The sequence below is a fragment of the Pseudarthrobacter sp. fls2-241-R2A-168 genome, assembly GCF_030209335.1.
Taxonomy (GTDB): Bacteria; Actinomycetota; Actinomycetes; order Actinomycetales; family Micrococcaceae; genus Arthrobacter.
Window position 1 is genome coordinate 13,695 of the sequence record NZ_JARVSG010000058.1, and the last position, 24,220, is coordinate 37,914.

Genomic DNA, 24,220 nt, shown 5'->3' on the forward strand with positions numbered 1-24,220 from the left:
GCTCCGGGGCAATAAATCCATCAATTTGTTATATGCGGGAACGCGGAGTCACATCCGGCCCGATTTGTGAGGTTTATTGGGCATGAAGTGACCCCGCGTTGCTTTTCCGCGAGGGCGGATCAGCGCAAGATGATGTCTACCGGGTTAGCTTCTGAGCGCCAGGTTCCTTCTTCTCCTGACCGCGGCCTGATAACGGGCGCTGTCAGGACTCCGGAGCGGTTGGTGCGCCGGTCCCGGAGGATCTCGGTGACTGAGCCCAGGTGCCGGGACAGGTCAATCACATTCTCCGGGGCAGCCAGCAGCAGCTGGAACCCGAACTCGTGCAACGCCTTGATCCCGGCGCCGGCAAACTCCTCGGACGCCAGCACAAAAGCCTCGTCCATCATCACTGTGCCGTAGGTGGTGAAGCCCTGCTCGGCGATGCCCAGCTGGTAGCTCAGTGCGGCAGCCATGATGAAGGCCGTGAAGCGCTGACGCTCGCCGCCGGACATGGATCCAGTGTCAGCGTGCATAAAGACCTCGGTCTTTTTGGCCCCGCCCTTTTTGCCCGACGACGGCCCGGCCACCGCGCGGTGTTCCTTGCACTGGATGAACAGGTGCCCGCGCACGTCCAGCACCTCGGCCCGCCAGCGCCTGTCCTCCGGCGCCTGCGAACCGAGGCGTTTCACGAGGGTCTCGAGGGACTTGTAGCGGGCGGTGAGCTCGGCGTCGTCATCCCTTTCCCCGTTGCCGCCGTCCGCCCGGGCGCCTTCAGCCCTGGCGGGCCGGGTATGGCGGGCCTTGAGGGCGTTCTGGATGGCGTCCTTGAACTGCTTCGCAGTGGGCGGCAGGGTCTGCTTGATGTCCAGCTCCAGGAAGCTGCCCTCGTGGAAGTTGACCTGTGACAGGATGCCGTTCAGCGGAAGGATGCGGCTGGTGATGGACCGGCGTTCCTCGTCCAGCAGGTGCAGCAGGGTACTGAAGGATTCGTGCGTGCGCTGGTTGAAGAACTGCCGGAATTCGGCCTCCTGGGCGGGCAGCCCGTCATTGACGATGGCGTGGTAGCGCGTCTCGAACTCGCCGGCGGCACCGATGGTGGTTCCGTGGTCCGCAGAAATCGCGCTGCCCCACTCCCGCACAAAGCCCTCGAAAATCCGGGTAAGCCGCTCGGCGGTGGCCTGGCCGCGGGACTCCGCGGTGTGCAGCTCGCCAAGGAGCGCGGTCCGGATCCGGTTGGCGAGGTTGTCCAGCTCGTGCATCTCGCTGACGTCGCCAAAATCGGCGAAGTACGGTTCCAGCGCGGTGACGGTGGCGTCCGACGGCGGCGCGTGGTTCAGCCGCTCACGCGCGGCTTCCAGCAGGGTATCGGCAGCTGTGAGTTGGCGGTCCAGTCCCTTGTATTCGCTCTGCAGGACGGCAGCTGCCTCCGTGCTGGACTGGTGCTTCTGCCGTACGGCCTCGATGGTGGCGCGGAGCGGCTCCAGGTCGGCCTGCGCGGCCAGGGCATCTTTCAGCCGCTGCTCGATCCGGGCAAGCTCATCAGCCGCGACGGCAGCGGAGACCTGTTCCCAGGGGCGGTGGTCCTCCGCGATCCGGCGCAGCGCATCGAGCTGCCGGCTCATGCCCTGGTGCGAATCCTCGCGGCTTTGGGCTAGCTCTGCCGCTTTGGCCACTTCCTGGCGAAGGTCCTCCACCTGGCCAGCCACGAGCTCCAGCTTGGCGGCGTTATCGAACCCGAGGACGTAATCCTGCCGGCTCGTGAACCGGTCATCCTTCTCCACGGTGTGCCGGTTTCGCTTCACAACGCCGCCCAGGCTCAGGCCCCGATCCAGCCCCGCGAGTTCGTCCGGGTTTTCCACACACGGGTAGGCGAAGTCCAGCGCGATGCGCTCACGGACCCATGCCCCGGCTTCGGCGGCAACGCCCGTGGTGAGGATGTCCAGCTTGGTCAGCAGGTCGCCGTCGTGCACGTCCTCCAAGGCGAGGGCACCGCCGGCAAGTGGCTTGGAAACGTCCACAGCGCGGAGCGCGCCGCGCACGCTGTGATCGTTGAGGTAGCGGGTCACAGCAGCGAAATGTTCGCCGGGAACCAGCAGTGTGGTGGCAAGGTTCCGGAGGGCCCGCTCCGCGGCGGGACGCCACTTCTCTTCCCCCTCGGCGAGGTCCATCAGTTCCCCGGCGAACGGCATCCGGTCCTCCGGAATGCCGGTGGCAGCGGCGATGGCCGCACGGTTTTCAATGCTCGACGGCGGCAGCAGGGATTTGCGCGTCTTCAGCGACACAAGCTCCTGCTCAGCCGCTGCCAGCTCCCGCTTCCTGGTGGCGTGGGCGTCGAAGGCTTCAAAGCGAAGCTCCTGCAGGGCCTCAGAGTCATCCTTGAGCTCAGCAGACCTGGCGGCGGCCTGCTCATGCGCCTGCTCCCAGCCTTCCTCGGTCCACTCAAGCTGGAGGCCGGCGTCGGTTAGTGCCTGGCGCGCTGCTTCCTCCACTTGCTGGCGGAGCTTCAGGCCCACCCGGGCATTCTCAAGTGACTGCTCGATGGCGGAAATGGCGTTGCCGCCCTGGTTGTTGTAGTCCGTCTCCAGCTGGCGCAGTTCCTTGGCCAGGCCGTCCCGGACGCTTCGCTCGGCGCCGAGCTCCTTGGCCTTTGCCTGGGCCAGCTCCTTGAAGCGCGCCAGGGTTTTTTGATGGACCGTGACGGCCAGTTTCTGTTTGTAGGCCTCGAATTCCTCGCCCGCCAGGTTGCGCAGCCGGTTCGCGTCCAGCAGCGACTGCGCATACTCGCGGTTCAGGCCCGGCACCGGAGCCAGCTGGTCGCGCTGCTGCCGGACGTCCTCCAACCGCTGGCGGATGGACATCAGGTTGCTGAACTCCTCCACCACGTCGTCCGCGGCGGCGAGCGTTGCCGGAGCGTCCAGGACCTGGTCACGGAAGAAGGTGTTCACGCTGCCGCCCAGGCCCTTGCCCGCCTGGATCACCCGCAGGAGCGGCAGGGCCTGGTCCGAGTTGATGCCCAGCAGGCGGCGGAAGCGCTCCGCGAAGGCCTTGTGAACGTCGAAGACCTGGGCGTCCGGGAAGATCGTCTCCAGCGCGGCCTTGGTGAAGCGCTTGTCCGCGATTCCCTCCAGCGCCTCGAGGTCCAGCGGAGCATGGTCGATCAGGTAGAACCGGCCCACGCTCGATTCCGTGCCGTTCTTCGGCAGGTCGAACAGGGCCGAGATGGTCACCCTGGTGCCGGCGGCGTTATCAAAGGTCAGCGCGACGGCGGACCACGTGGCTCCAGGCCGCTGGAAGGCACTCGCCGAGCCCTCCCCCACGGCCTTGTCGCCCACCTTGCCGCGCATATACGTAAACGTGGTGCGCTTGTCCTCCACCGCACCGCCAGACCGCTGGGCAGCCGCCTCGTTGGACCTCGGCCGGGCATCGAAGACCCGCAGCATCGCATCGAACAGCGTCGACTTGCCCACGCCCGAGTTGCCCGTCAACAGCGTCCCGTTCCGGTCCACGTGCATTGTGTGGGCTCCATGGAACGTGCCCCAGTTGACCACCTGCACCAATGCAAGGCGCATCTGGCCAGGGTTCACCACATCCCCGATGGGCAGCATACTCGCGATGCTCACTTGGCTGCCTCCTTCATGGTTCCGTCCGCGGCGTCACCGCTCGTGCCTGGACCTTGGGGGGCAGCACCGTCGTCGTCGTCCTCTTCCTGCGAGGCGCCGTCGAGGTCGATGAGAGCCTCGGTTCCGGCGGGGTCAGCCGACGCCGCTACCAGCGCTTCGATTTGGGCGGGGATGTCGCCGATGTTTTCGAAGGGGAGGGCCAGGGGCAGGGCGTTGGAGATGGTGTAGACGTCGTCCAGGCCCGTGGGGAGGAGGAGTTGGCGGGCCAGGAGCTTGGTGATGGCCCTGTTCACGACGTCGGAATCGCGGAGCGCGTCCTGTTGGCCTGCTGGCTGGTAGTGCGTGACGAGGTCGGCGATTTCCTCGCGGGTGACGGTGGGGTCAGTCTGGGCTGTGACGTGCCGGTCCAGAAGCAGTCGCATTCGTAGCAGCACGATGGTCTCCACCCGGCTGAGCGCGCGCTGCTGCCGGAGGATGCTGGAACGGGCACTGCCCCCGATGGCGTCCGGGTCCACCGGGCGCAACACGGCAATCTTCCGTTCGTGGTCCAGCTGCAGGGTGAGGAACAGTTCGGACAGGCGGCTGCGCAGGATCACTTGGTGATCCAGCAGGACCGTCCACAGCTTCTCGTCGCGGCCGCCGTCCACATAGGGGCCCTTCAGGAGTTTCACCAGCGCCTGCCGCACCTTCATGGAGAGCACACCCGTGTCGCCGGGGAAGAGGGCGGCACCGTCCACGAAGGTGTCGCGGGGGGTTACGGAGAAGGGATCGTGCCGGGTTTCGATGGGCTCACCCACCGGGACATCGGTTTCGGGGGTCTCGACGGACTCAACTACCGGGGCGGCCGTCGTCGTCATCTCTTCAGTCATCGTCAATCCTTCGGGAGGGTGACCAGCGGCAGGTAGGCCCTGCGCGTGGTGCCGTCAATCTGTTCGAAGTCCAGGGCGTCCACCGCTTGGGTGTTGAAGGCGGCGCCGTCGTGCAGGGCGTGCGAGAGGAGCGCGCGGATGGTGTTGATGTGCTGCTCCTCCGGCGGCAGTTGCTGCCATGCCTCGGACAGGGTGGACGCGCCGGCCATCGCGGACCGCACCACCTCCGGCTTGGCCTTGCCGGTCCTCGGCGAGCGCACGCGGTCCGAATCGCTGAAGGCGATGGGATCTGCCAGTTTGGGCGGGGCCGCGAACTCGTCCGGATCAAAGAGCTTCACCATGGACAGCGACTCGAATCCTGCGTTAAAGAGGACAGGCCCGCGCACCATTGCGGGACGTTCCCTTTCATAAGGAAGGGAACGGATGGCCTGCTCCGCTTCCCGCAGGACCTGGCGGAGCCGGACTGACTGGCGGAAGTCATCGCTCTGGATGTACGTGTTGAGGCTTTCGCTGAGCTTGCCGTAAATCCGCTGGATCTGGCTGTGCTGCTGCCGGAGTTCGGCCACCAGGTTCTTCAGGGTTTCCCGGTCTTCCGGCGAAAGGTCGTCCGCGAACTGCCGGCTGAGGACCTCCCCGATGGCGGACCGGAAGCGCACCTGCTGCTGCGGGTCCTCCAGGAAAGCCGTGAAGGAACGGAAGGTGCGCCCCTCCGGGCTTTGGCGGAGCCGCTTGTCGGCTTCCAGGACCTGGGCCATGGTGGCGCCCTTGGTCAATGACTCCTCGATGATCTGGTTGCGCAGCCCGCCCACCAGTTCCTCGATCCGGTCACGCATCTTCTTGTAGTCAGCCGGCAGGCTGGCCGCGAGGTCCAGGATGTTTCCGGCGGCCTCCACTGCCTCGTCGTCATCGAGGAGGCCGTCGAACTCACCGGTACTGATGTCCTGGATCAGCTGCTGGCGTTCCTCGATTTCCTCTTCCAGGGCCTCGAGGCGCGCGCTCTGGTCCGGGTTGGTCTCGTTGGCAAGCTTCTCCACGTCCCCGAGCAGGGTTCCCAGCCGGGAACCGTTGAGCGTGGACCGCTCACTGGACAGGCTGTCCAGGAACGCGAGCACGCGGGCCGCCGGCTCGGTGACCTCATAAACGATCTGGCCCGACTGGTTCCGCCGCGTCAGGAACTGCCGCCGCGTCCACTCGTCCCCGAAGGCCTTCCCGTTGGCTCCCCCGCCCAGCCCGGGCTCCTGCCGGCGGAGCTCCTCAAGGAAGGAGTCGACGTCGGCATGGAATTCCTCGAGCGGCAGCTGCGGCCGGGTGCGCGTAAAGGAAGCCTGCAGCACCGCGATGACCCAGGGTGCCGAGCGCGTCAGGGCCCAGGCAGGTCCTTTGGTGAGGAGTTCGAGGTCCCGGAGCCGGGCGCTGATGGCGTCAGCGGATGACCTGGCGGAGCGGGGCACACACTCTCCTTGGACTGTATATAGGGCGGGAAATAGGGGCTGGGGCAGGGGCACGGAGGGAAAAGTGCCAACTACAAGGTTAACCCAGGCGCTCGAAACCCCCTCGTGACCTACTTCGCCGTAGTATTTCGATCCCATATCAAGACCCTCCCGGGCCGCCGCGGCTCTGGTCCGGCAGGCCCTTCCCCCCTACGCTCGTGCTACTGGCTTCAGGCCAAGCAACGTCGCAGCAGGGGGATTAATGCAGTTCGATCTAAGCTCGGTGGAAACCGCAACATTGGTATTCATTGGAACGCTCGTCTTCGGTCTTGTCCTGGCCGCTTTCGTCCTGGCGGCAGGACTGGCAGCGCTGGTGCTGCTGGGCGCCGGGAAGCTCAGCTGGACAGTGGTTTCCAGGACACTGTTGGCCTTAGTCCATGGCATCAACACAGGCTGGGACCGGCTGGTGCACCACGCGGCCGCACTGGATACCGGCGGGGACTTTCAGGGGCAAACCGCCCCTAGCACCGGAACCTACCCGCGGGTAATCTTGAGGGACAGCTAAAGGGTTCTCCAACCCGGCGGATCCCGTGGCTACGAAAGCCATCCGGCCAAGGAGATAACCCATGAGCTCCGCCACTGACAGCCCCTCACAAACCCGTTCTGCCACCGCAGGATCCACAACAGCAACAGACGCTCCCGCCGACGACACCCCGGTTCCCGCCGGCAAGATCGGTGCGGGTGTCACGGCGGATGAGGCGCGCGCCGTTGCCGAAGCCGCCCGGGAAACCGGTTGGGAACGTCCGAGCTTCGCCAAGGGCCTCTACCTTGGCAGCTTCGATCTCACCCTGGTCCACCCCTGGCCCACACCGGATCCTGGGGATGTGGAACGGGGCGAGGCGTTTATGGCCCGGTTGACCGAGTACGCGCGCACCATGGACGGGCGGGTCATCGAGCGGGACGCCCGGATTCCGGACGAATACCTCAAGGATCTTGCGGAACTCGGGGTTTTTGGAATGAAGATCCCGGCGGAGTACGGCGGCCTGGGCCTGTCCCTGGTGTACTACGGCAGGGCGCTGGCGCTGCTGGGCAGCGTCCATCCAAGCCTCGGCGCCCTCCTTTCCGCACATCAGTCCATCGGGGTGCCGGAACCGGTCAAAGTCTTCGGCACCGCGGCGCAGAAGCGGGAGTTCCTGCCGCGCTGTGCCGGCGGCGCCGTGACCGCATTCCTGCTGACCGAACCTGACGTGGGCAGCGATCCCGCCCGGATGGGCAGCACGGCAACCCCAACGGACGACGGCGAGGCGTACCTTCTGGAAGGCGTGAAGCTGTGGACCACCAACGGTGTGATTGCCGAGTTGGTGGTGGTGATGGCCGTAGTGCCGGCCCACACGGACGCGGACGGCACCAGGCATAAAGGCGGCATCAGCGCGTTTGTGGTTGACATGGATTCGCCGGGCATCACTGTCGAAAACCGGAACGCATTTATGGGACTGCGCGGCATCGAAAACGGCGTCACCCGCTTCCACCAGGTACGTGTCCCGGCCGCAAACCGCCTGGGCCGGGAAGGCCAGGGCCTGAAGATCGCACTCACCACCCTGAACACGGGCAGGCTTTCCATCCCTGCCCTCTGCGTTGCATCCGGCCGGTGGAGCCTGAAAATCGCGCGGGAATGGTCCAACGCGCGCACCCAGTGGGGCCGGCCGGTGGGTGAACATGAGGCCGTGGGCAAAAAGATCGCTTTTATCGCCGCATCCGCCTTCGCCCTCGACGCCGTCTTCGAGCTCTCCGCGGAGCTTGCCGACGCCGGCCAGAAAGACGTACGCATTGAAGCGGCGCTGGCCAAGCTATGGGCCACGGAGATCAGCTGCCAAATTGCCGACGAACTGGTGCAGATCCGCGGCGGGCGCGGCTTCGAGACGGCCGAATCACTGGCCGCGCGCGGGGAGCGTGCCGTGCCGGCCGAGCAGCAGCTGAGGGACCTTCGCATCAACAGGATTTTTGAGGGATCCTCCGAAATCATGCGGCTCCTTATCGCCCGGGAAGCGGTGGATGCGCACCTGGCCGCCGCGGGAGACCTGGCATCCCTGGACGCGAGCCTGTCCGATAAAGCGAAGGCCGCCGTCGGAGCTTCCGGGTTCTACGCCCGCTGGTTGCCCAAGCTGGTGGCCGGGGCGGGAATGGACCCGCGCTCGTACAGCGAGTTCGGGCGCCTGGCCAAACACCTGCGCTTCGTGGAGCGCTCCTCCCGCAGGCTGGCCCGGCAGACGTTTTACGGGATGGGCCGCTGGCAGGCAAAGCTGGAACGCAAGCAGGCATTCCTTGGCCGCGTGGTGGACATCGGCGCTGAACTGTTCGCAATAACAGCATGCTGCTCACGTGCAGAGATGCTGCTCCACACCGCCCCTGAAAAGGCGGCGAGCGCGTACGAGCTTGCGGAGGCATACTGCGAGCAGGCCCGGGTGCGCGTGGAGGAGTACTTTGACCAGCTCTGGCGGAATACTGATGACGGCGACCACCGGCTTACCCGAAAGGTCCTCGCCGGAGATTACACCTGGCTCGAGGCAGGAGTGCTGGACCAGTCCGAAGGCACGGGCCCATGGATTGCCGATGCCTCCCCCGGCCCGTCCCGGCGGGAAAATCTGCACCGCAACTACCGCTGACCTGCGGGTCACGAAATAGTAAGCATCCTTGCTATCCCTGCGGGCCGATGGTTGAGTGGAGCCATGAGCAGCTCAACAGACCCAGAGAACCTGTCTCCGAGGCGGGGACGTGAGGACGCCGACCGAAACGGAAGCTATCGCGCCGCTTCGGCCGGCGACGATTCCACGCGCACCTTCGACCAAGTGCCCGCCAACGACGCGGGAACCACCTCCACCTACGAACAGGTGCCGGCGGCCCGCCATGACCGTTCTGCCTACGCCGAGCGGGATTATGTCCCTGCGGCACCGGCTCCTGCCGTTGATCCCAACCTGACCGACCGGCAGACGGCCGTGGCCCGCGAAAAGGAGCAGTTCGGCGGCATCAAGGCGGGCTCGGCGTTTTTTGGCTGGCTGACCGCCACTGGCATGGCAGTGCTCCTGACAGCCCTGGTGGCAGCAGCCGGAACAGCCGTGGGCCTTGCCACCAACACGGACGTCAATGAAGCGGTCAACCAGGCCGCCTCGAACAGCGGCACCGTTGGCCTGGTGGGCATCATTGTGCTGCTGGTCATCCTGTTCCTCTCCTACTACTGCGGCGGGTACGTGGCCGGACGCATGGCGCGGTTCAACGGCGCCAAGCAGGGCCTGATGGTGTGGATCTGGGCCCTGATCGTTGCGGTCCTGGTATCCATCCTGGGGCTGGTGCTCGGACAGCAGTTCAACGTGCTGGCCAACCTCAACAGCTTCCCGCGGATCCCCATCAACGAAGGCCAGCTCAACACCATGAGCATTGTCGCTGCCGTGGTGGTGGCCCTGGTAGCCCTGCTGGGGGCGGTGCTGGGCGGACTGGCGGGCATGCGGTTCCACCGCAGGGTGGACAAAGCGGGCTTCACCCCGGCAGAGGATTACGACGACGAGTAGTCAGGCCAGGATCGTGCCGTCCAGGTAGAACCAGCGGCCGTTTTCCTGCACGAACCGGCTCACCTCGTGCAGGACGCCGCGGTCACTGTCGTGCCGGAAGTAGGCCTTGAACTCCACCGTGCCCTCGACATCCAGCGGGCCGCCGCGGTGGGTGGCCACAATGTCCAGGCGCCGCCACTGCATCCCGGGGTCCAGGTCCAGTTTTTTCGGCGCTTCCGCCGGGTGCCAGGTATGCAGCAGATACCTTTCATCGAGGAGCACAAATGCGGTGTAGCGGGACCGCATCAGCTGCTCAGCGGTGGCTGCTTCTGCCGTTCCCGAGTGGAACCTGCCACAGCACATGCCGTACTGCTCACCGGACAGGCACATGCAGTTCCTGCTATCTGCGTCTTCCGCCACCAGTGCTCCTGCCTCCCGCTCCAGGCCGCGCCGCGCAGCCCAGGTTCCCCCGTCCGACTATAGGCCCCGGGCCCTTGTCATATCGGATAACAGCTTTGAAACAACCACGCACCGGACCCCGGGTCCGGCGGCACGGCGCGGCAAAAATCCGTATGGTGGAGAAGGAGCCGATGTCCCTGCAGAGGGATGCCCGTGCGTGCACCACTGGGGGCAGAGAGGAGAGATGACGTGGAAAATCCGGATACGCTCATCCTCAACCTGACCTTTTTGGGCACCGTGGGAATGGCCTTCCTGATGTTCCTGGTCCTCTTCCTGCTGGGCGTCATCACCCTCGTCCTCGCCGGGATCGGCCGGCTGGCCGCCGTCACCCTGATGGCGGTGTTCGGCAGGCGCTCCCGCAAGGAAAGCTTGCCCCTGGTTCGCTTTGGCGGGTCATCCACAGGTGCAGCCTTCAAACCCAGCCGGTCCGCCCGCGAGTGGCTTGCCCGGCTGAAACCGGCACGCCTGCGAAAGGCGCTCCGCACCGCCGTCGTACGCCACCCGGCCCTGGCGGCCGCACGCCGTGAACCTCCCGTCCTGGCCGAGGACTGGGCCTCCGCCGTTGCTGAGGCGGACGCCCGGGCCATTGCGCGGGCGCGGGCAGCTGCACCGGAAATCAAACTTTCCGTACGGGACCTGCCGGACCCCCATGTTCCTGCCGAGAAGGTGGTGGAGGTCGCCCCGCTCGTCGAGTCCAAACTCGATGACCACCGGCATGCTTCCGTCCCCCGCTCGTTCAAGAAACCTCAGGCTCCCCACCCGTTGGCGCCGCTGGATACGGGATCATTGGTATCCCTGTCCGGCCCGGCCCAGGTCATCAAGGACAGAACCGGGAACGGCAACCAGCCCTTACCCTGAGCAACCATCTGCGTTAGCGTGAAACCCATGGAATTCAGATACCTCGGAAACAGCGGTTTCAAAGTCTCGGAAATCACCTTCGGCAACTGGCTCACGCACGGCTCCCAGGTGGAGAACGACGTCGCCACCCAATGCGTGCGCGCCGCCCTCGACGCAGGCATCAGCACCTTCGACACGGCAGACGTCTACGCCAACACCGCTGCCGAAACCGTCCTTGGCGAGGCGCTGAAGGGCGAGCGCCGCGAATCCCTGGAGATCTTCACCAAGGTCTACGGCCCCACCGGCCCCAAGGGCAAAAACGATCTGGGGCTGTCCCGCAAGCACATCATGGAGTCCATCAACGGCTCGCTGCGCAGGCTCCAGACGGATTACGTGGACCTCTACCAGGCCCACCGCTACGACTTTGAAACCCCGCTCGAAGAGACCATGCAGGCATTCGCTGACATCGTCCGGCAGGGCAAGGCGCTGTACATCGGCGTCAGCGAGTGGACCGCGGAGCAGCTGCGCGCAGGCCACGCGCTGTCCAAGGAACTCGGCTTCCAGCTCATCTCCAACCAGCCGCAGTACTCCATGCTGTGGCGCGTCATCGAAGCCGAGGTGGTGCCGGCGTCGGAGGAGCTGGGGATCTCGCAGATCGTCTGGTCCCCCATGGCCCAGGGCGTCCTCAGCGGCAAGTACCTGCCGGGACAGCCGGCCCCTGAGGGCAGCCGCGCCACCGATGACAAGGGCGGAGCCAAGATGATCCAGCGCTGGATGCGTGACGACGTCCTGGCCGGCGTGCAGGAGCTGAAGCCCATCGCCGACGAAGCCGGGCTGTCCATGCCGCAGCTCGCCGTAGCCTGGGTGCTGCAGAACCCCAATGTGGCCTCCGCCATCATCGGCGCGTCCCGGCCCGAGCAGATCGCCGACAGTGTTGAGGCAGCAGGGGTGAGGTTGGAACCTGACGTCCTGAAGAAGATCGACGACGCCATCGGGTCCCTGGCCGAGCGCGATCCCGCGCAGACCAAGTCGCCTGCGGCACGCGAAGCCTAGGACTCCTGGTGACTGACGCCCTGGACCTGCCGGACCTTGCTGTCACTGGTTCCACCGGCGGCCTGGGCGGAATGGTGGCACGGCAGCTTGCCGCGGCCGGTTCCGCCCAGCGACTGCTGGTCCGCGACGCCGGCCGCGCGCCGGAGCTGGAGAACGCACCGCCCGTGGTGTGCAGCTATGGGGATTCCGCCGCTGCGCGGCAGGCCCTGGAAGGTGTGAAGGTCCTGTTTATGGTGTCCGCCGCAGAAACCGAGGACCGGGTGAAGCAGCACTACGCCTTTGTGGATGCCGCCGCCGAAGCAGGCGTGCAGCATGTGGTGTACACCTCGTTCTACGGCGCAGCCCCGGACGCCACCTTCACGCTGGCCCGGGACCATAACGCCACGGAGCAGCGCATCCAGGGTTCCGGGATGGACTACACGTTCCTGCGGAACAACTTCTATATGGACTTCTTGCCGCTGCTGGCCGGCGAGGACGGCGTCATTCGCGGGCCAGCAGGGGACGGCCTGTTTTCCGCCGTTGCCCGGGAGGACATTGCCCGCTGTGCCGTAGCGGTGTTGCGGGATCCCGCCATCCACAAGGGCAGGACCTATAACCTGACGGGACCTGAGGAGGTCACGATGGCCCAGGCAGCCCGGGTCCTCACGGAAGGAACCGGACGGACCATCACCTTCCACAACGAAACCGTGGAGGAAGCCTACGCATCCCGTGCCTCCTACGGGGCGCCGCCCTGGCAGGTGGACGCCTGGGTAAGCACCTACACGGCAATGGCTGCCGGCGAGATGGCCGGAGTTTCCCCCGACATCCACGGGTTGACAGGACAGGATCCGCTGACTGTGGCTGACTTCCTGAAGCAGCCCGTTCTGTAGCGCTCTTCAGCTGCACATGGTCCGCTGCGTTTTCCACACTTGGCGGAAACTTCGTTGACGGCCCGGCGGGGCCGGCGTAAACCTGAGGCAATGGGTGCTCTGCCTTACGGGAGCCCCAAGCCGCCTGAATCGCAGCCCAGCAGAATCGCAGCGCCATGACCCAGATCCAGCCAAACCCACAATCCACCCGCCCCGCTACGGGCCCGGAACAGCAGGCGCAGGTCCCTGCCGGCCCTGCAGCAGGACCAACCACCGGACCTCTCACACCGGAGGAACTCCAGTTGGGCGCCCGCAACCACTCGATGCCCCTGGAAGCCCTCCGCCGCGATATCACTCCCCCGGGACTGCACTATGTGCTCACCCACTTTGACATCCCGGACGTCGATTCCGCGTCGTGGCACCTGCGCGTGGGCGGCGCGGTGGAACGCGCGCTCGAGCTGAGCATGCCTGCCCTGCGCAAGGACCCCGCCATTACGGTGCCGGTCACCCTGGAGTGTGCAGGCAACGGCCGCTCGCTCCTGAAACCGCGCCCGCTCAGCCAGCCCTGGATCTTGGAGGGCGTGGGCACGGCGCACTGGACCGGCGTTCCGCTCGCCTATCTCCTCGGGAAGGCCGGCATCCTTCCGCACGCAGTGGAGGTGGTATTCACGGGTGCCGATGCCGGGATCCAGGGGGGCGTCACCCAGCGGTACGCGCGGAGCCTGCCGATCCGTGAGGCGATGCGTGCCGACGTCGTCCTCGCCTACAAAATGAATGGCAGCGAGTTGCCGCCCCAGCACGGCTACCCGCTCCGTCTGGTGGTCCCCGGCTGGTACGGCATGGCCAGCGTGAAGTGGCTGGAATCGATCGAGGTGGTCACCGCGCCCTTTGCCGGGTACCAGCAGCAGGTCGCGTACCGCTACCAGCAATCAGCAGACGACGACGGCACCCCCGTTTCGCGGATCAGGGTCCGTTCGTTGATGGTCCCGCCGGGCATCCCCGACTTTTTCACGCGCAACCGGGTGCTGCCTCCCGGACCCGTGATGCTGCAGGGCAGGGCATGGTCCGGGCACGCGGCTGTTACTGCTGTTGAGGTAGGGATCGACGGCACTTGGCTGCCTGCCCAGCTGGAAGAACCCGCCGGTGGTTTCGCCTGGCGTAAGTGGACGCTGCCGTGGGTGGCGGATCCGGGCGAACATGAGCTCGCCTGCCGGGCCACGGATGCCAGCGGTGCCAGCCAGCCGCTGGGACAGAACTGGAATTACCAGGGACTGGGCAACAATATGGTGCAGCGGGTCAAAGTGACGGTGGAGTAGTGGCCCGCCTTGGGCGGGCGGGGCGCCCGGTCCCGTGAGCTTAGCGGGCGGGGCTATACTCGGTGCCAGCCATGACCAGCCTTCCTTCCGCCCCCGCCAGCGTCCGCATTGATGCGTGGCTGTGGGCCATTCGCGCCTACAAGACCCGCTCAGCGGCGACTGCTGCCTGCCGGGCCGGGCATGTCCGGCTGAACGGCAGCCCGGCGAAGGCATCCGCGACGCTGGTCAACGGTGACACCGTCACCGTGCGGATGCCGGGTTACGAGCGGATCCTTGAAGTGCGCCGCCTGATCAACAAACGCGTGGGCGCGGAGGCCGCCTCCCACTGTTTCACGGACCACACACCGCCTCGGCCCGTTGCCCCTGCCCTGGGCCTGCCGCAGCGCGACCGCGGCGCCGGCCGGCCCACCAAGAAGGACCGGCGCGAGATGGAGCGCCTGCGCGGGCCTGCATGAGTGGAGGCGCTGCGGGCGGCCTGATCCTGGCCTCGGTCCGGTTTCCGGGAGACGCGGGGCTCTACGACGTCCGCATCCGGTCGGGCAGCGTGCGCTGGGTTGGTGCGGCCGGCAAAGCAGCCGGTGGCGAGCACCTCATTGACGCGGACGGCCGTTATCTCATCCCGGGGTTGTGGGACGAGCACGTCCACATGACCCAGTGGGCCCTGCATGCCAACAGGTTGGACCTCTCCTGTGCAGGCACCGCCCAGGCCGCTGCCGCCGTCGTCCGTTCATCCCTGTCCACCGCCGAGGCAGCCCTGACCATGGTCGGCGTCGGCTTCCGCGATGCACTGTGGCCGGATGCGCCGTCGCTGGAACTGCTGGATTCCGCCACCGGGAACCAGCCCACGGCGTTGGTCAGCCACGACCTCCACAGCGTGTGGCTCAACTCGGCTGCCGCAGCGCGCTATGGGGTGCACGTGGACGCGTCCGGGCTGCTGCGCGAGGAACCTGCCTTCGCGCTGACGCGCGACCTGGGCCGCCTTCCCGACGCCGTGGTTGACGGGTGGGTTGCAGCGGCCGCGCGGGCAGCCGCCGCACGTGGAGTGGTGGGTGTCGTGGATTTCGAGATGACGTGGAACCGGGATCCGTGGCTTCGGCGCATCGCCGACGGCTTTGATTCCCTTCGTGTTGATGCAGGCGTCTATCCGGCCGACCTTGAACGTGCCGTTGCCGGCGGCATGCGGACGGGTATGGATGTCGACGGCGGCACAGGACTGCTGAGGGTCGGCCCGCTCAAGGTCCTCATTGACGGAGCCCTTAATACCCGGACGGCTTTTTGCGTGGATCCCTATCCCTTTGGCGGCCATGGCCTGCTGACCGTGGGCTTTGAGGAGTTGACGGCGCTGTTGATCCGGTCGGGGGACGCCGGTTTTGTCCCCGCCGTCCACGCCATCGGTGACGCGGCCAACCAAGTTGCCCTCGATGCGTTTGAGCGGGCCGGGGTAGGCGGTCGGATCGAGCATGCGCAGTTTGTGCGCGGGGAGGATTTCGCCCGGTTCGGCCCGCTTGGGGTGGTGGCCAGTGTCCAGCCATTGCACGCGCTTGACGACAGGGACGCCGCCGACTCCAATTGGCGGGGACGCACCGACCGCGCATTTCCGCTGCGCTCCCTGCTCGACGCCGGCGCCTCGCTGTTGCTGGGCTCGGACGCCCCCGTAGCGCCGCTTGAGCCCTGGCTTGCAATGTCGGCTGCCGTCTTGCGGGCACGTGATGATGGGCGGGAACCATGGCATCCGCGGGAGGCCATCACACGGGAGCAGGCAATTCTTGCCTCGACACGGGGACGGGCCGGCTTTCACGTCGGAGATCCCGCCGATTTTGTGCTGCTTGACGACGATCCACTCTCTGTTTCGGATGCCGTGTTTGCTGCGATGCCGGTGGCCGGGACGATGGTTGCCGGCCGTTTTACCTACGACGGCGGCCTGGCCCGGTCTTGAGGCAGGGCACCTTTTGCTGCCGTCCCTCTCGTTCGGGAGTCAGCCTCCGGCCCGGCTCCGCGCCTGTACCAGGTTGGCAAACGGCAGTTGCCCGAACTCATCCACGAAGGCAGCGTGGTACTCCGCCTCGGCCCTGTTCAGGCGTTCAGCGGGCAGTTCCTTCCAGGCCATCAGCAGTTGCCCGGCGTTCTTCAGCTGCCAGACCAGGCGGCCGTCCCAGTGGCCCGGCGGTTTGCCCTGCCCGAAGTCCAGGAACTCCTGGACCTGCCGCCGCAGCCCGCGGTTGCCCTTGCTGCCCGGGCCTGCCTTGCCCACGTAAAGGACGACGGCGCCCTCCACCCATGCGGCTTTCAGCTCCGGCTCCGGCAGCGACGGGTCCTTTTTCTTGAAGACCCCGGCGGTGCTCTTCTTCAGGAAATCCGGCTGGAATCCCTCTGGCGTCAGGACGGCGAAGATGCCCGTTCCCTGCGGAAGCCTCATCACGTCAAGGTCCTTGAACGGCCTGAAGCCCGTGAACCCGTCGTCTTTCAGGCCCTTCCTGGTGAACTGCATCCCTACATTGAACAGCATGGCGTCGGGGCTCTGGCTGTTGATCCACTGTGGACAGGTTTATCCACATAGCAAGGCTAGTAGCCGGGTTTTGTCTCACCCTGCTGGAAGACTTTGGTTATGGAAGCGATGGCGACGGTGGTGCAGCGGGAGGCGGCAAGCCGGCCTGGGCCTGTTGTTGGGGATGTCCTGCATACGTTGTCTTTGGTCCGTCCCGCTGCTGACAGGCAAAGAATGATTGACCAGCTGCGGGAGCTGGAGGACGTGAAGTCTGCTGCTGCCGCGAAGCAGGCACGGATCGCCGTGGCCTACGAGCTTGCCGCCCGGCAGGAACAGGCCGAAGCGGGTGTCCCGGCAGATGAACTCGGCGCCGGGGTAGCAGCGGAAATCGCGTTGGCCCGTCGGGAGTCACCTTCCCGTGGCGCCCGGTTGCTGGGTCTGGGGAAAGCCCTGGTGGTTGAGATGCCCCACGCCCTTGCCGCGCTTGAGTCCGGGCAGTTGAACGAGTGGCGGGCCACCCTGGTGGTGAAGGAAACAGCATACCTGGCGGTCGAGGACCGGGCCGCGGTGGATGAAGAGATCGCCGCTGATACCGGGACCTTGGCCGGCTGTGGGGACCGGGCCATCATCGCCGCGGTCCGGTCTGCTGCGTACCGGCGCGACCCGCACTCAGTCGCCAGGCGTGCGAGCCATGCCGTGAATGAGCGGACCGTGACACTGCGTCCGGCTCCGGACACGATGACCCGCCTGACCGCCCTCCTGCCCGTGGCCGAGGGCGTGGCCGCGTATGCGGCCCTGACCCGCCACGCTGACACCCTGAAGTCCTCCGGCGATGACCGGTCCAAGGGCAACATCATGGCAGACGAATTGGTCGAACGCGTCACCGGCACCCCGGGCGGCTACACAGGCATCGACCTCCAACTCGTCATGACCGACCGCACCCTCTTCCAAGGCGACAGCGAACCCGCACAACTCACCGGCTACGGCATCGTCCCCGGCGAATGGGCCAGAAAAGCCATCCGGGGTGAGCTTCTGGCAGATGCGGAGCCCACCGGCAGCGAAGCGACTGGCCAAGCAGCGGGCCTGGGATCAGATGGCGGTGTTAACAGGGGCACCGGAGACGTTGGTATTGGCCGCTCAGGCAGGCTGCCTTCGGTCGGCACCCCCGAAGGCAGAGAGTTGAACGTCTGGCTTCGCCGGCTCTACACCGCCCCCACCAGCGGCGAACTCGTCCGTATGGACTCCAGGGCACGGCTCTTCCCGTCAGGGCTCCGCCGATTCGTCCAGGTAAGGGATGACACCTGCCGCACCCCTTACTGCGACGCGCCCATCCGGCACCTGGACCACATCATCCCCTGGCACCATGACGGGCCAACCACCAGCACGAACGGCCAAGGCCTCTGCGAAACCTGCAACCACACCAAAGAAACACCAGGCTGGGCCGCAAAGACAATCACCCGGCCAGGACAGAGGCACTCAGTCGAAACAAGGACACCCACGGGCCACACCTACCGCTCCACTGCACCACCGCTGCCGGGGACAGCCTTCCCAGGAGTTGTGGCCGTACCTGCCAAGGAGTCCTCCCGCCGTCGTCGGAGATTGAGGCGCCGGATGAAGGCCCTCAAACGTGCCCATAAGATGCGGTCCTGGGTGTGAGCGCATGGTATCCAGCAGAAGGGAGACAGAACTTCCCCTGCCCACCCTCAAGCCCGGAAGCGTAGAGTGGCCTAAGACGCCTGTTTCTGGACGCCTTGCTGCTGAGGGAGAAATCGTGACGATTGATTGGGACGAAAAGAAAGCCCTGCTACAGGAACCGAACATCGCGAAGGTAACCCAGCTTTGCGACGAACTGATGGAAAAGAAGCCGGGCTCAACCGTCCCCTACATCGACCCGGTTCACGACGAGGATGAATGCCGGATAGTCAGCCTGCAGGTAAGCCCGGGAAAGGGCACCGAGTCCGGCTTCGTCTCGCACTACAACGATGACGAAGCCGCCCGCCGCGCCACCCAGATCTACGAGCTTGCTGAGCTCGATTCCCGCTACGTTATGCCTTGGAACGCCTACCCGTGGGTCCGTGACCCGGGGATGCCATCGGCATTGAGCGTGCAGGAAAAGACAGACGGCCTGCGACCCTTCCGCCAGTTCCTCAAGATCAACTCGCGGGTATCGGCCATCATCGCCCATGGCACGGACGCCGCCACCTTCCTCACTCTGTTCGAAAAGACCTACCACTCATCGCTGAAGAACAGCGGCATCAAGGTTTACAAGGCCACGGCCCTCGGGGGCCGGGCCTTTGCTGTCTCCGAAGCCAAACAGGAAGAGCTGCTGGCCAAGAACGTGGAGATCTACAAGGACGCCATGCAGCGGGCAGGGATCCAGCACCTCTGAACGGACAGCGCCAATGGATGTGCTCGATTGGCTGCTCGACGGCGATCCCGCCATCCGCTGGCAGGTTCTGCGCGACCTGACGGATGCTTCGGCTGAGGACGTTCAGGCAGAGCGGGAGCGCATGGCCGACGACGGCTGGGCAGCCAGGCTTTTGGCCCTTCAGGGCACGGACGGTCAATGGGCCGGCGGCACGTACTGGCCCGCCGCCGATGACGATCCCGACGGCCAACCATGGACGGCGACCACGTACAGCCTGTTACTCCTAAGGGACTTTGGCCTGGATCCCGAGAGCCGGGGCGCCCGGCATGCCATCGAACTGGTCCGTGACAACAGCCGCTGGGAGGAAGGCAACCAACTCTTCTTCGACGGCGAAGTCGAACCGTGCATCAACGGCATGACGTTGGCATTGGGCGCCTACTTCGGACAGAACGTGGACAAGGTGGCGGAGCGGCTAACCCGCGAACAACTGCCCGACGGCGGCTGGAACTGCGAAGCCGAACGAGGGTCCACCGGCTCATCCTTCCACACCACCATCTGCGTCCTTGAGGGGCTTCTTGAATATGAGCGGGCCACTGGGGGAACACCTGAATACCGCAAGGCCCGGCGTGGTGGGGAAGAATACCTGCTGGAGCGTGCGTTGCTGCGGCGCAGATCCAGCCGTGAACTTATCAGCAGTGACTGGCTGCAGTTTTCCTACCCCACCCGCTGGTTCTACGACGTCCTCCGCGGGCTGGACTACTTCCGGGCCGCCGGCGGCACCCCGGACAGACGGATTGACGAGGCCATCGAAGCCGTGAGGTCCAAGGCGCAGCCGGACGGCCGCTGGCTGCTGGAAAACACCCACCCCGGCAAGGTCCACTTCGAGCTGGAAGACGGAGATGGACAACCAAGCCGGTGGAACACCCTCCGGGCCTTGCGCGTGCTTCGGTGGTACGAATCCGGCTGAGACCGCTCAGCCTTCCATCAGCCTGCGGCGGTGCTTCAACTCCTTGACCCACGCCCTGGTGACCAGGTCAGGAAAGGGCGAGCCGCCGTCGTCGTCAGCTTTTGTCCCTGCTCCCTTCAAGGCACGGAAAGCCGTCCCTGATTCCAGGTCGACGATCAGGGGGCCCGACGCCTTCAGGGCGATCTCGACTACCTGGGCGGCCGCACGGTCGGTCAGTCCCAGCGCCGAGGCCCAGCCCAGGAACTGGCGGCGTGAGATCCCGGTCCGCTTTCCACCAAGGGTCAGGGCAAGGGTTTTATCGCCGTAAACCACGGTGGAGGGAATGTCGTACACGGGCGCGATGGTCCACTCGCCGTGTGGCTGTTGGACCATTGATACGTTCTTTGCGTGCAGGTCTCCGTTGCCGGTCAGCCAGGCGTAGGCCCCTTGGATTGCCAGGTTCCGGAGCGCGGGAAGCGGCGCCGAGCAGTGGTCCGCGAGGGCATGGCAAACCTGGCCGTACCCCACGTTGTACTTATCCGCCGGGTAAAGCTTCAGCACCTGGGCCCCGTCCTCCACCGCGAGGCGCTGCACTTCGCCGGGCCCGTTATCCGGAGGTATCGAAGGTCCGGGGACGCGGTCAAAGCGCTCCACCAGCAGTCCGGGTCGGCCGGCAACATCACGGATCAGCTGGACGGGGCTGAGCGGGATCCGAAGCTTCGCGGCGTAGCGGAACATCACGAACTCGTTCTCCACCACATGCGGGAACTCGGGTGCGTTGAGTTTGAGGATGTATTGGCGTCCCGTACTCGCCACAGGAACCGAAATCATTCCGGCGGAGAGTTTGTCCTGCACCCCCGCCAGGGCCACGGGGTCAATGAGGTCCGGATCGCCCAGCAGCTGGTCGAAGTCCAAAACGCGCTGCGGATCCAGCTGGACCGCATGTTCGTCCCGATTCAAGGATTCCCCATGCCCAACAATCTGGACATCTCCTACTGGATTGCCGCCGGCAGCGATCAGCAGGGACAGGTCATCGTCCGCACTGGTCTTGATGGAACGCCGCAGCGCGTTGAGGCGGCGGCCCTCCGGCAGCAGGCCGGTGAAATACGGTGGGGCTGCTCCAGCGCCCGAGAGGACGGGTTCGCTGGTCAGCGGCAATGAGGTGGCGACGGCGGGCCCACCGCTTTGCAGGTAGGCGGGCAGATAACTGAACTTGGTTCCGCCGTCGTGCCGTTCGAGCCGTGCGGCGAGGACTCCCGCTTTATAGATGTCCGCGATGCGGTGCCTCACGGCCTGTCCGCTCTTGGGCCTGCCGCGGCTCCACCCCTGGCGGCGGCGTGGGTGCGGGTGACCAGCTGGAGCTCCAGGCCGAGCGTGTCCAGCAATGCCAGGAGGGAGTCGAGCTGAACACTCGGTTTGCCCTGTTCCACGAACCGGACGAACCGCTCAGACACTCCGGCCAGCTGGGCGAGATCGTGCTGCGTCAGCCGTAGGACGGCCCGGCGCGCCCGGACTTCGGCCGCAAGGTGATCGGAAAAGGACGGTTTGATGGCAAACCTTTCTAGGCACGAACGTTCCGGTTGGAACTTTTCCCACACTCTACCGCCGCGCAGGCGCGAACAACAGGGACCGTATCGGCACGATCGTGCCGGGCAGGTATGCATGGAGTTGCAGGCCATATCGGCACCGTTCCGGCCCTCTGCAGCTGAATAACGGGAAGTCCGAACTACCAGCGACTTTTCAGGAGCAAGTGGGCATACTCGTAGGTAGCTGACCGGCGAAAGACCAGTTGAACCTTGACGTCCCATCCCAATCGTTCCCCACAGCCAGCATCCCCAGCAGAGGCTGCAGCCGCGGTACTGCCCCGGCTCCTGACGGCTGATCTGCTGCCATGACAGGATTTATTGATGGCCTCCTGAACATCAGCCCCCTGGTGGCGTACATTGCGGTCTTCTGCCTGGTATTTGCCGAGGACGCATTCTTCATCGGATTCGTCATTCCAGGCGAGACGGCGGCCGTCCTGGGCGGAGTGGTAGCGAGCCGGGGCGAGGTCCAGCTGGGCATCATGATGGTCCTCGTGATCGGCGCCGCCATCGTTGGCGACAGCGTCGGCTATGAGGTGGGCAAGCATCTGGGCACGCGCATCATGAGGGCAAAGGCGCTGCGCCGCCATTCCGGGAGGCTCGAGAACGCCCAGGACTTCCTCCGCCGCAGGGGCGGTTCCGCAGTTTTCCTGGGCCGATTCACCGCCTTCTTCCGGGCCGTTATGCCCGCCCTGGCCGGCACGTCGCGAATGCCCTACGGCCGGTTCCTCGCTTACAACGCAGCGGGCGGGATTATCTGGGGCATCGGCTTCGTCCTTCTGGGTTTCCTCGCGGGCAATTCCTACGAGGCCGTCGCCAAGGCAGCCGGCCGGGACCTCGCCGTCGTCGTTGCCATAGTGGCGGTAGCAGCCCTCATCGCCTGGCACGTCCGCTCGCGACGGCGGCGGGAGCGGCGGCGTGCGGCCGGCCGGCGGCAGGAATAGGGAAGGCTTGACAGCAACTGTGACCAGTGCCATATTTAAGGCGTGAACCTGTCAGACAGCCGGACAGCAGGACAGCCTGCATCCCTTCCGCTCGCACGGCTTAGTGCTGCCGAAGCAGTGTTCAACGCTATCCGCCAGGACATCGAGTCCGGACGGCTGACAGTGGGCAGCAAGCTCAGTTCGGAAGCCACGCTTTCCCAGCAGTACGGCGTTAGCCGTTCGGTGATCCGGGAGGCGCTGCGCTCCTGCACCGCGCTGGGTCTCACTGTGACCAAAACGGGCAGGGGAACCTTCGTGGTCGCCAACAAGGTGGCCAATGATCTCACTCTGGGCCAGTATTCGGCCCGGGACCTGACCGAGGCGCGTCCGCATATTGAGGTTCCCGCAGCCGGGCTGGCCGCAGAGCGCCGCAACGACGACGAGCTCGAAACCCTTCGGGACATCGTTGCCGCAATGGCCACGGAAACCGATCCGGAGTCCTGGGTTGCCCTGGACTCGAGCTTCCACGCCGCCATTGCCCGCGCCAGCGGCAACAAGGTATTCGCCAGCGTCGTGGCTGACATCCGCGACGCCCTGGCCCACCAGTCCGAGACACTGAACATGGTGGCCGACCGGCAGCACGCCTCGGATGTGGAACACCAGGAGATCCTGGCCGCCATCGAGGCCGGTTCCGCCGAAAAAGCGCGTGCCGCCATGGCCCGCCACCTTCAGGCCGTGGGCCTCGCCCTCGACTCCATTCTCAGCAACTAACCACAACAAGCCTCCAAGGACCCCATGCCCTCCCCCGTGTTTTCCGCTGCCCACACTGCCGTTTTGCTTCCCACGCACGAGCCCCTGGTTGCAGCCGTCCGTGACGGCCTCGTGGAAAGCGTGCACTATGGATCGGCGATCGCTGTTGCGGCAGACGGTTCAACGGTGGCTTCCGCGGGCGATCCCCTCACCCCGTTTTATCCCCGGTCCTCGCTCAAGCCACTTCAGGCCGTCGCCATGGTAGGCGCCGGGCTCGACCTGCCGGCGGACCTCCTGGCCCTGGCCGCGGCCAGCCATTCCGGCGCGGCAGAGCACCGCGATGGGGCGCTGCGCATCCTCGAGCTGCATGGCCTGAGCGTCAATGACTTTGAGAACAGCGTGGACCTGCCGTACGGCGTGACCGAGCGTGAAGAATGGTTGCGGAACGGCGGCGGGGCCACCCAGCTCACCCAGAACTGCTCCGGCAAGCACGCAGCCATGGCCGCGACCTGCCTGATCAACGGCTGGCCGGTCCGGGGCTACCTGGACCCCTCCCACCCGTTGCAGCAGCTGGTTGCCGGGACGGTCCTGGAGCTCACCGGTGAGGAGCCCTTCGCGCTCAGCACCGACGGCTGCGGCACGCCGCTCTTTGCCCTGACGCTGCGCGGTATGGCCCGCGCCTTCGGCCGCATCGCCCACGCTGCCGCGGACGCCCTGGCCGGAGACGACGACGGCGGGCCGGCTTTCCAAAGTGCGGAAGCCGCCGTCGGACTCGCCATGCAGCGCCACCCTGAAATGGTGGGCGGGGAAGGTCGCGACGTCACCGGACTGATGCGCCTGCTTCCGGGCTCTGTGGCCAAGGACGGCTTCGAAGGCGTGCAGCTGGTGGGCGTGGCAGATGGCAGCGCCGTTGCGGTGAAGATTTCCGACGGCGGCGACCGTGCCCGCATGCCAGCTACCGTGAAACTCCTTGAGGCCATCGGCGTGGACGTCGAACCGCTCTCGGCGATCGCAACCTCCCCGGTTGTCGGGGGTGGCCGTCAAGTGGGCCTGCTGCAGGCAACCGACTTCCTGAACCAACCGTCCGTACCCGTCAACGAAGCCCTGTAAGGACACATGACTACCATCGAAACCGCCGTAAACACCGCAGCAACCGGTGTCCGGTCTGAGCATGATTTGCTGGGGGACCGGGATGTTCCGGCCGGGGCGTAC

General features: G+C 65.8%; 22 protein-coding genes. 15 read left to right on the top strand and 7 right to left on the bottom strand.

Annotation, left to right across the window (positions count from 1 at the left end; all coding sequences use genetic code 11):
- Window positions 1–119: 119 nt before the first annotated feature.
- From QRN11_RS21890 to QRN11_RS21900, 3 genes are read right to left on the bottom strand one after another with little or no spacing between them, the layout of a single operon-like run.
- Window positions 120–3,599, bottom strand: a complete 3,480-nt coding sequence (locus QRN11_RS21890; RefSeq protein ID WP_285314486.1) for an ATP-binding protein — start codon at window positions 3,597–3,599, stop codon at window positions 120–122.
- Window positions 3,596–4,468 carry a DUF4194 domain-containing protein gene (locus QRN11_RS21895; protein ID WP_285314487.1) on the bottom strand — a complete coding sequence of 291 codons (873 nt, stop codon included), beginning with the start codon at window positions 4,466–4,468 and terminating at the stop codon, window positions 3,596–3,598. Before QRN11_RS21895 ends, QRN11_RS21890 begins: the two co-directional genes overlap by 4 nt.
- Window positions 4,469–4,470: 2 nt before the next feature.
- Window positions 4,471–5,919: a DUF3375 family protein gene (locus QRN11_RS21900; protein ID WP_285314488.1), complete on the bottom strand. Its 1,449-nt coding sequence runs from the start codon at window positions 5,917–5,919 to the stop codon at window positions 4,471–4,473.
- A gap of 241 nt (window positions 5,920–6,160) precedes the next feature.
- On the opposite strand from QRN11_RS21900, the gene QRN11_RS21905 reads away from it, so the two are divergent.
- From QRN11_RS21905 to QRN11_RS21915, 3 genes are all read left to right on the top strand, one after another.
- Window positions 6,161–6,463 carry a hypothetical protein gene (locus tag QRN11_RS21905; protein WP_091424156.1) on the top strand — a complete coding sequence of 101 codons (303 nt, stop codon included), beginning with the start codon at window positions 6,161–6,163 and terminating at the stop codon, window positions 6,461–6,463.
- Between the two features lie 61 nt (window positions 6,464–6,524).
- Window positions 6,525–8,561, top strand: coding sequence for an acyl-CoA dehydrogenase family protein (locus tag QRN11_RS21910; protein ID WP_285314489.1), 2,037 nt, complete (start codon window positions 6,525–6,527; stop codon window positions 8,559–8,561).
- Between the two features lie 63 nt (window positions 8,562–8,624).
- The gene (locus tag QRN11_RS21915; RefSeq protein WP_091424152.1) at window positions 8,625–9,461 is read left to right on the top strand and encodes a YrzE family protein; all 837 of its coding nucleotides are present in this window, start codon (window positions 8,625–8,627) and stop codon (window positions 9,459–9,461) included.
- Here the strand turns inward: QRN11_RS21915 and QRN11_RS21920 are convergent, their stop codons facing one another.
- Window positions 9,462–9,830 (bottom strand): YchJ family protein, encoded by a 369-nt coding sequence (locus QRN11_RS21920; RefSeq protein WP_285314496.1) that lies wholly within the window; start codon window positions 9,828–9,830, stop codon window positions 9,462–9,464. It lies immediately after the preceding gene.
- A gap of 258 nt (window positions 9,831–10,088) precedes the next feature.
- Here QRN11_RS21920 and QRN11_RS21925 point away from each other — a divergent pair, with 258 nt between their 5' ends.
- The 6 genes from QRN11_RS21925 to QRN11_RS21950 all read left to right on the top strand — a co-directional run bounded on the left by QRN11_RS21925 (window position 10,089) and on the right by QRN11_RS21950 (window position 15,889).
- On the top strand, window positions 10,089–10,757 hold the full coding sequence (locus tag QRN11_RS21925; RefSeq protein ID WP_142064244.1) for a hypothetical protein: 669 nt from the start codon (window positions 10,089–10,091) through the stop codon (window positions 10,755–10,757).
- 27 nt (window positions 10,758–10,784) lie between these two features.
- Entirely contained in the window at window positions 10,785–11,789 is a 1,005-nt protein-coding gene (locus tag QRN11_RS21930; RefSeq protein WP_142064241.1) for an aldo/keto reductase family protein, read from the top strand.
- 8 nt (window positions 11,790–11,797) lie between these two features.
- Window positions 11,798–12,658: an SDR family oxidoreductase gene (locus QRN11_RS21935; RefSeq protein WP_142064238.1), complete on the top strand. Its 861-nt coding sequence runs from the start codon at window positions 11,798–11,800 to the stop codon at window positions 12,656–12,658.
- 155 nt (window positions 12,659–12,813) lie between these two features.
- Complete coding sequence (locus QRN11_RS21940; protein WP_142064235.1) at window positions 12,814–13,953, top strand: sulfite oxidase; 1,140 nt, start codon at window positions 12,814–12,816, stop codon at window positions 13,951–13,953.
- A gap of 71 nt (window positions 13,954–14,024) precedes the next feature.
- Entirely contained in the window at window positions 14,025–14,408 is a 384-nt protein-coding gene (locus QRN11_RS21945; protein WP_142064232.1) for an RNA-binding S4 domain-containing protein, read from the top strand.
- On the top strand, window positions 14,405–15,889 hold the full coding sequence (locus tag QRN11_RS21950) for an amidohydrolase (protein WP_142064229.1): 1,485 nt from the start codon (window positions 14,405–14,407) through the stop codon (window positions 15,887–15,889). Before QRN11_RS21945 ends, QRN11_RS21950 begins: the two co-directional genes overlap by 4 nt.
- Window positions 15,890–15,928: 39 nt before the next feature.
- Here QRN11_RS21950 and QRN11_RS21955 read toward each other — a convergent pair whose 3' ends face one another.
- On the bottom strand, window positions 15,929–16,441 hold the full coding sequence (locus QRN11_RS21955) for a hypothetical protein (RefSeq protein ID WP_142064226.1): 513 nt from the start codon (window positions 16,439–16,441) through the stop codon (window positions 15,929–15,931).
- Between the two features lie 231 nt (window positions 16,442–16,672).
- Between QRN11_RS21955 and QRN11_RS21960 the strand changes: the two genes are divergently transcribed.
- From QRN11_RS21960 to QRN11_RS21970, 3 genes are all read left to right on the top strand, one after another.
- The gene (locus tag QRN11_RS21960) at window positions 16,673–18,094 is read left to right on the top strand and encodes an HNH endonuclease (protein ID WP_285314490.1); all 1,422 of its coding nucleotides are present in this window, start codon (window positions 16,673–16,675) and stop codon (window positions 18,092–18,094) included.
- Between the two features lie 115 nt (window positions 18,095–18,209).
- Window positions 18,210–18,827 (top strand): uracil-DNA glycosylase family protein, encoded by a 618-nt coding sequence (locus QRN11_RS21965; RefSeq protein WP_050057302.1) that lies wholly within the window; start codon window positions 18,210–18,212, stop codon window positions 18,825–18,827.
- A gap of 13 nt (window positions 18,828–18,840) precedes the next feature.
- On the top strand, window positions 18,841–19,773 hold the full coding sequence (locus QRN11_RS21970) for a prenyltransferase/squalene oxidase repeat-containing protein (RefSeq protein ID WP_285314491.1): 933 nt from the start codon (window positions 18,841–18,843) through the stop codon (window positions 19,771–19,773).
- Window positions 19,774–19,779: 6 nt separating this feature from the next.
- On the opposite strand, the gene QRN11_RS21975 is transcribed toward QRN11_RS21970, so the two are convergent.
- Both QRN11_RS21975 and QRN11_RS21980 read right to left on the bottom strand, forming a co-directional pair.
- A complete protein-coding gene (locus QRN11_RS21975; protein ID WP_285314492.1) occupies window positions 19,780–21,042 on the bottom strand; it encodes a type II toxin-antitoxin system HipA family toxin in 1,263 nt (420 codons plus the stop codon).
- Complete coding sequence (locus tag QRN11_RS21980) at window positions 21,039–21,560, bottom strand: type II toxin-antitoxin system Y4mF family antitoxin (protein WP_350224019.1); 522 nt, start codon at window positions 21,558–21,560, stop codon at window positions 21,039–21,041. Before QRN11_RS21980 ends, QRN11_RS21975 begins: the two co-directional genes overlap by 4 nt.
- An 83-nt stretch (window positions 21,561–21,643) precedes the next feature.
- Here QRN11_RS21980 and QRN11_RS21985 point away from each other — a divergent pair, with 83 nt between their 5' ends.
- Genes QRN11_RS21985 through QRN11_RS21995 form a run of 3 tightly spaced genes read left to right on the top strand, consistent with a single transcriptional unit; the run spans window position 21,644 to window position 24,118 of the window.
- Complete coding sequence (locus QRN11_RS21985) at window positions 21,644–22,279, top strand: DedA family protein (RefSeq protein ID WP_285314493.1); 636 nt, start codon at window positions 21,644–21,646, stop codon at window positions 22,277–22,279.
- A gap of 42 nt (window positions 22,280–22,321) precedes the next feature.
- Complete coding sequence (locus tag QRN11_RS21990) at window positions 22,322–23,029, top strand: FadR/GntR family transcriptional regulator (RefSeq protein ID WP_142064214.1); 708 nt, start codon at window positions 22,322–22,324, stop codon at window positions 23,027–23,029.
- A gap of 24 nt (window positions 23,030–23,053) precedes the next feature.
- Window positions 23,054–24,118, top strand: coding sequence for an asparaginase (locus tag QRN11_RS21995; RefSeq protein WP_285314494.1), 1,065 nt, complete (start codon window positions 23,054–23,056; stop codon window positions 24,116–24,118).
- Window positions 24,119–24,220 lie beyond the last annotated feature (102 nt).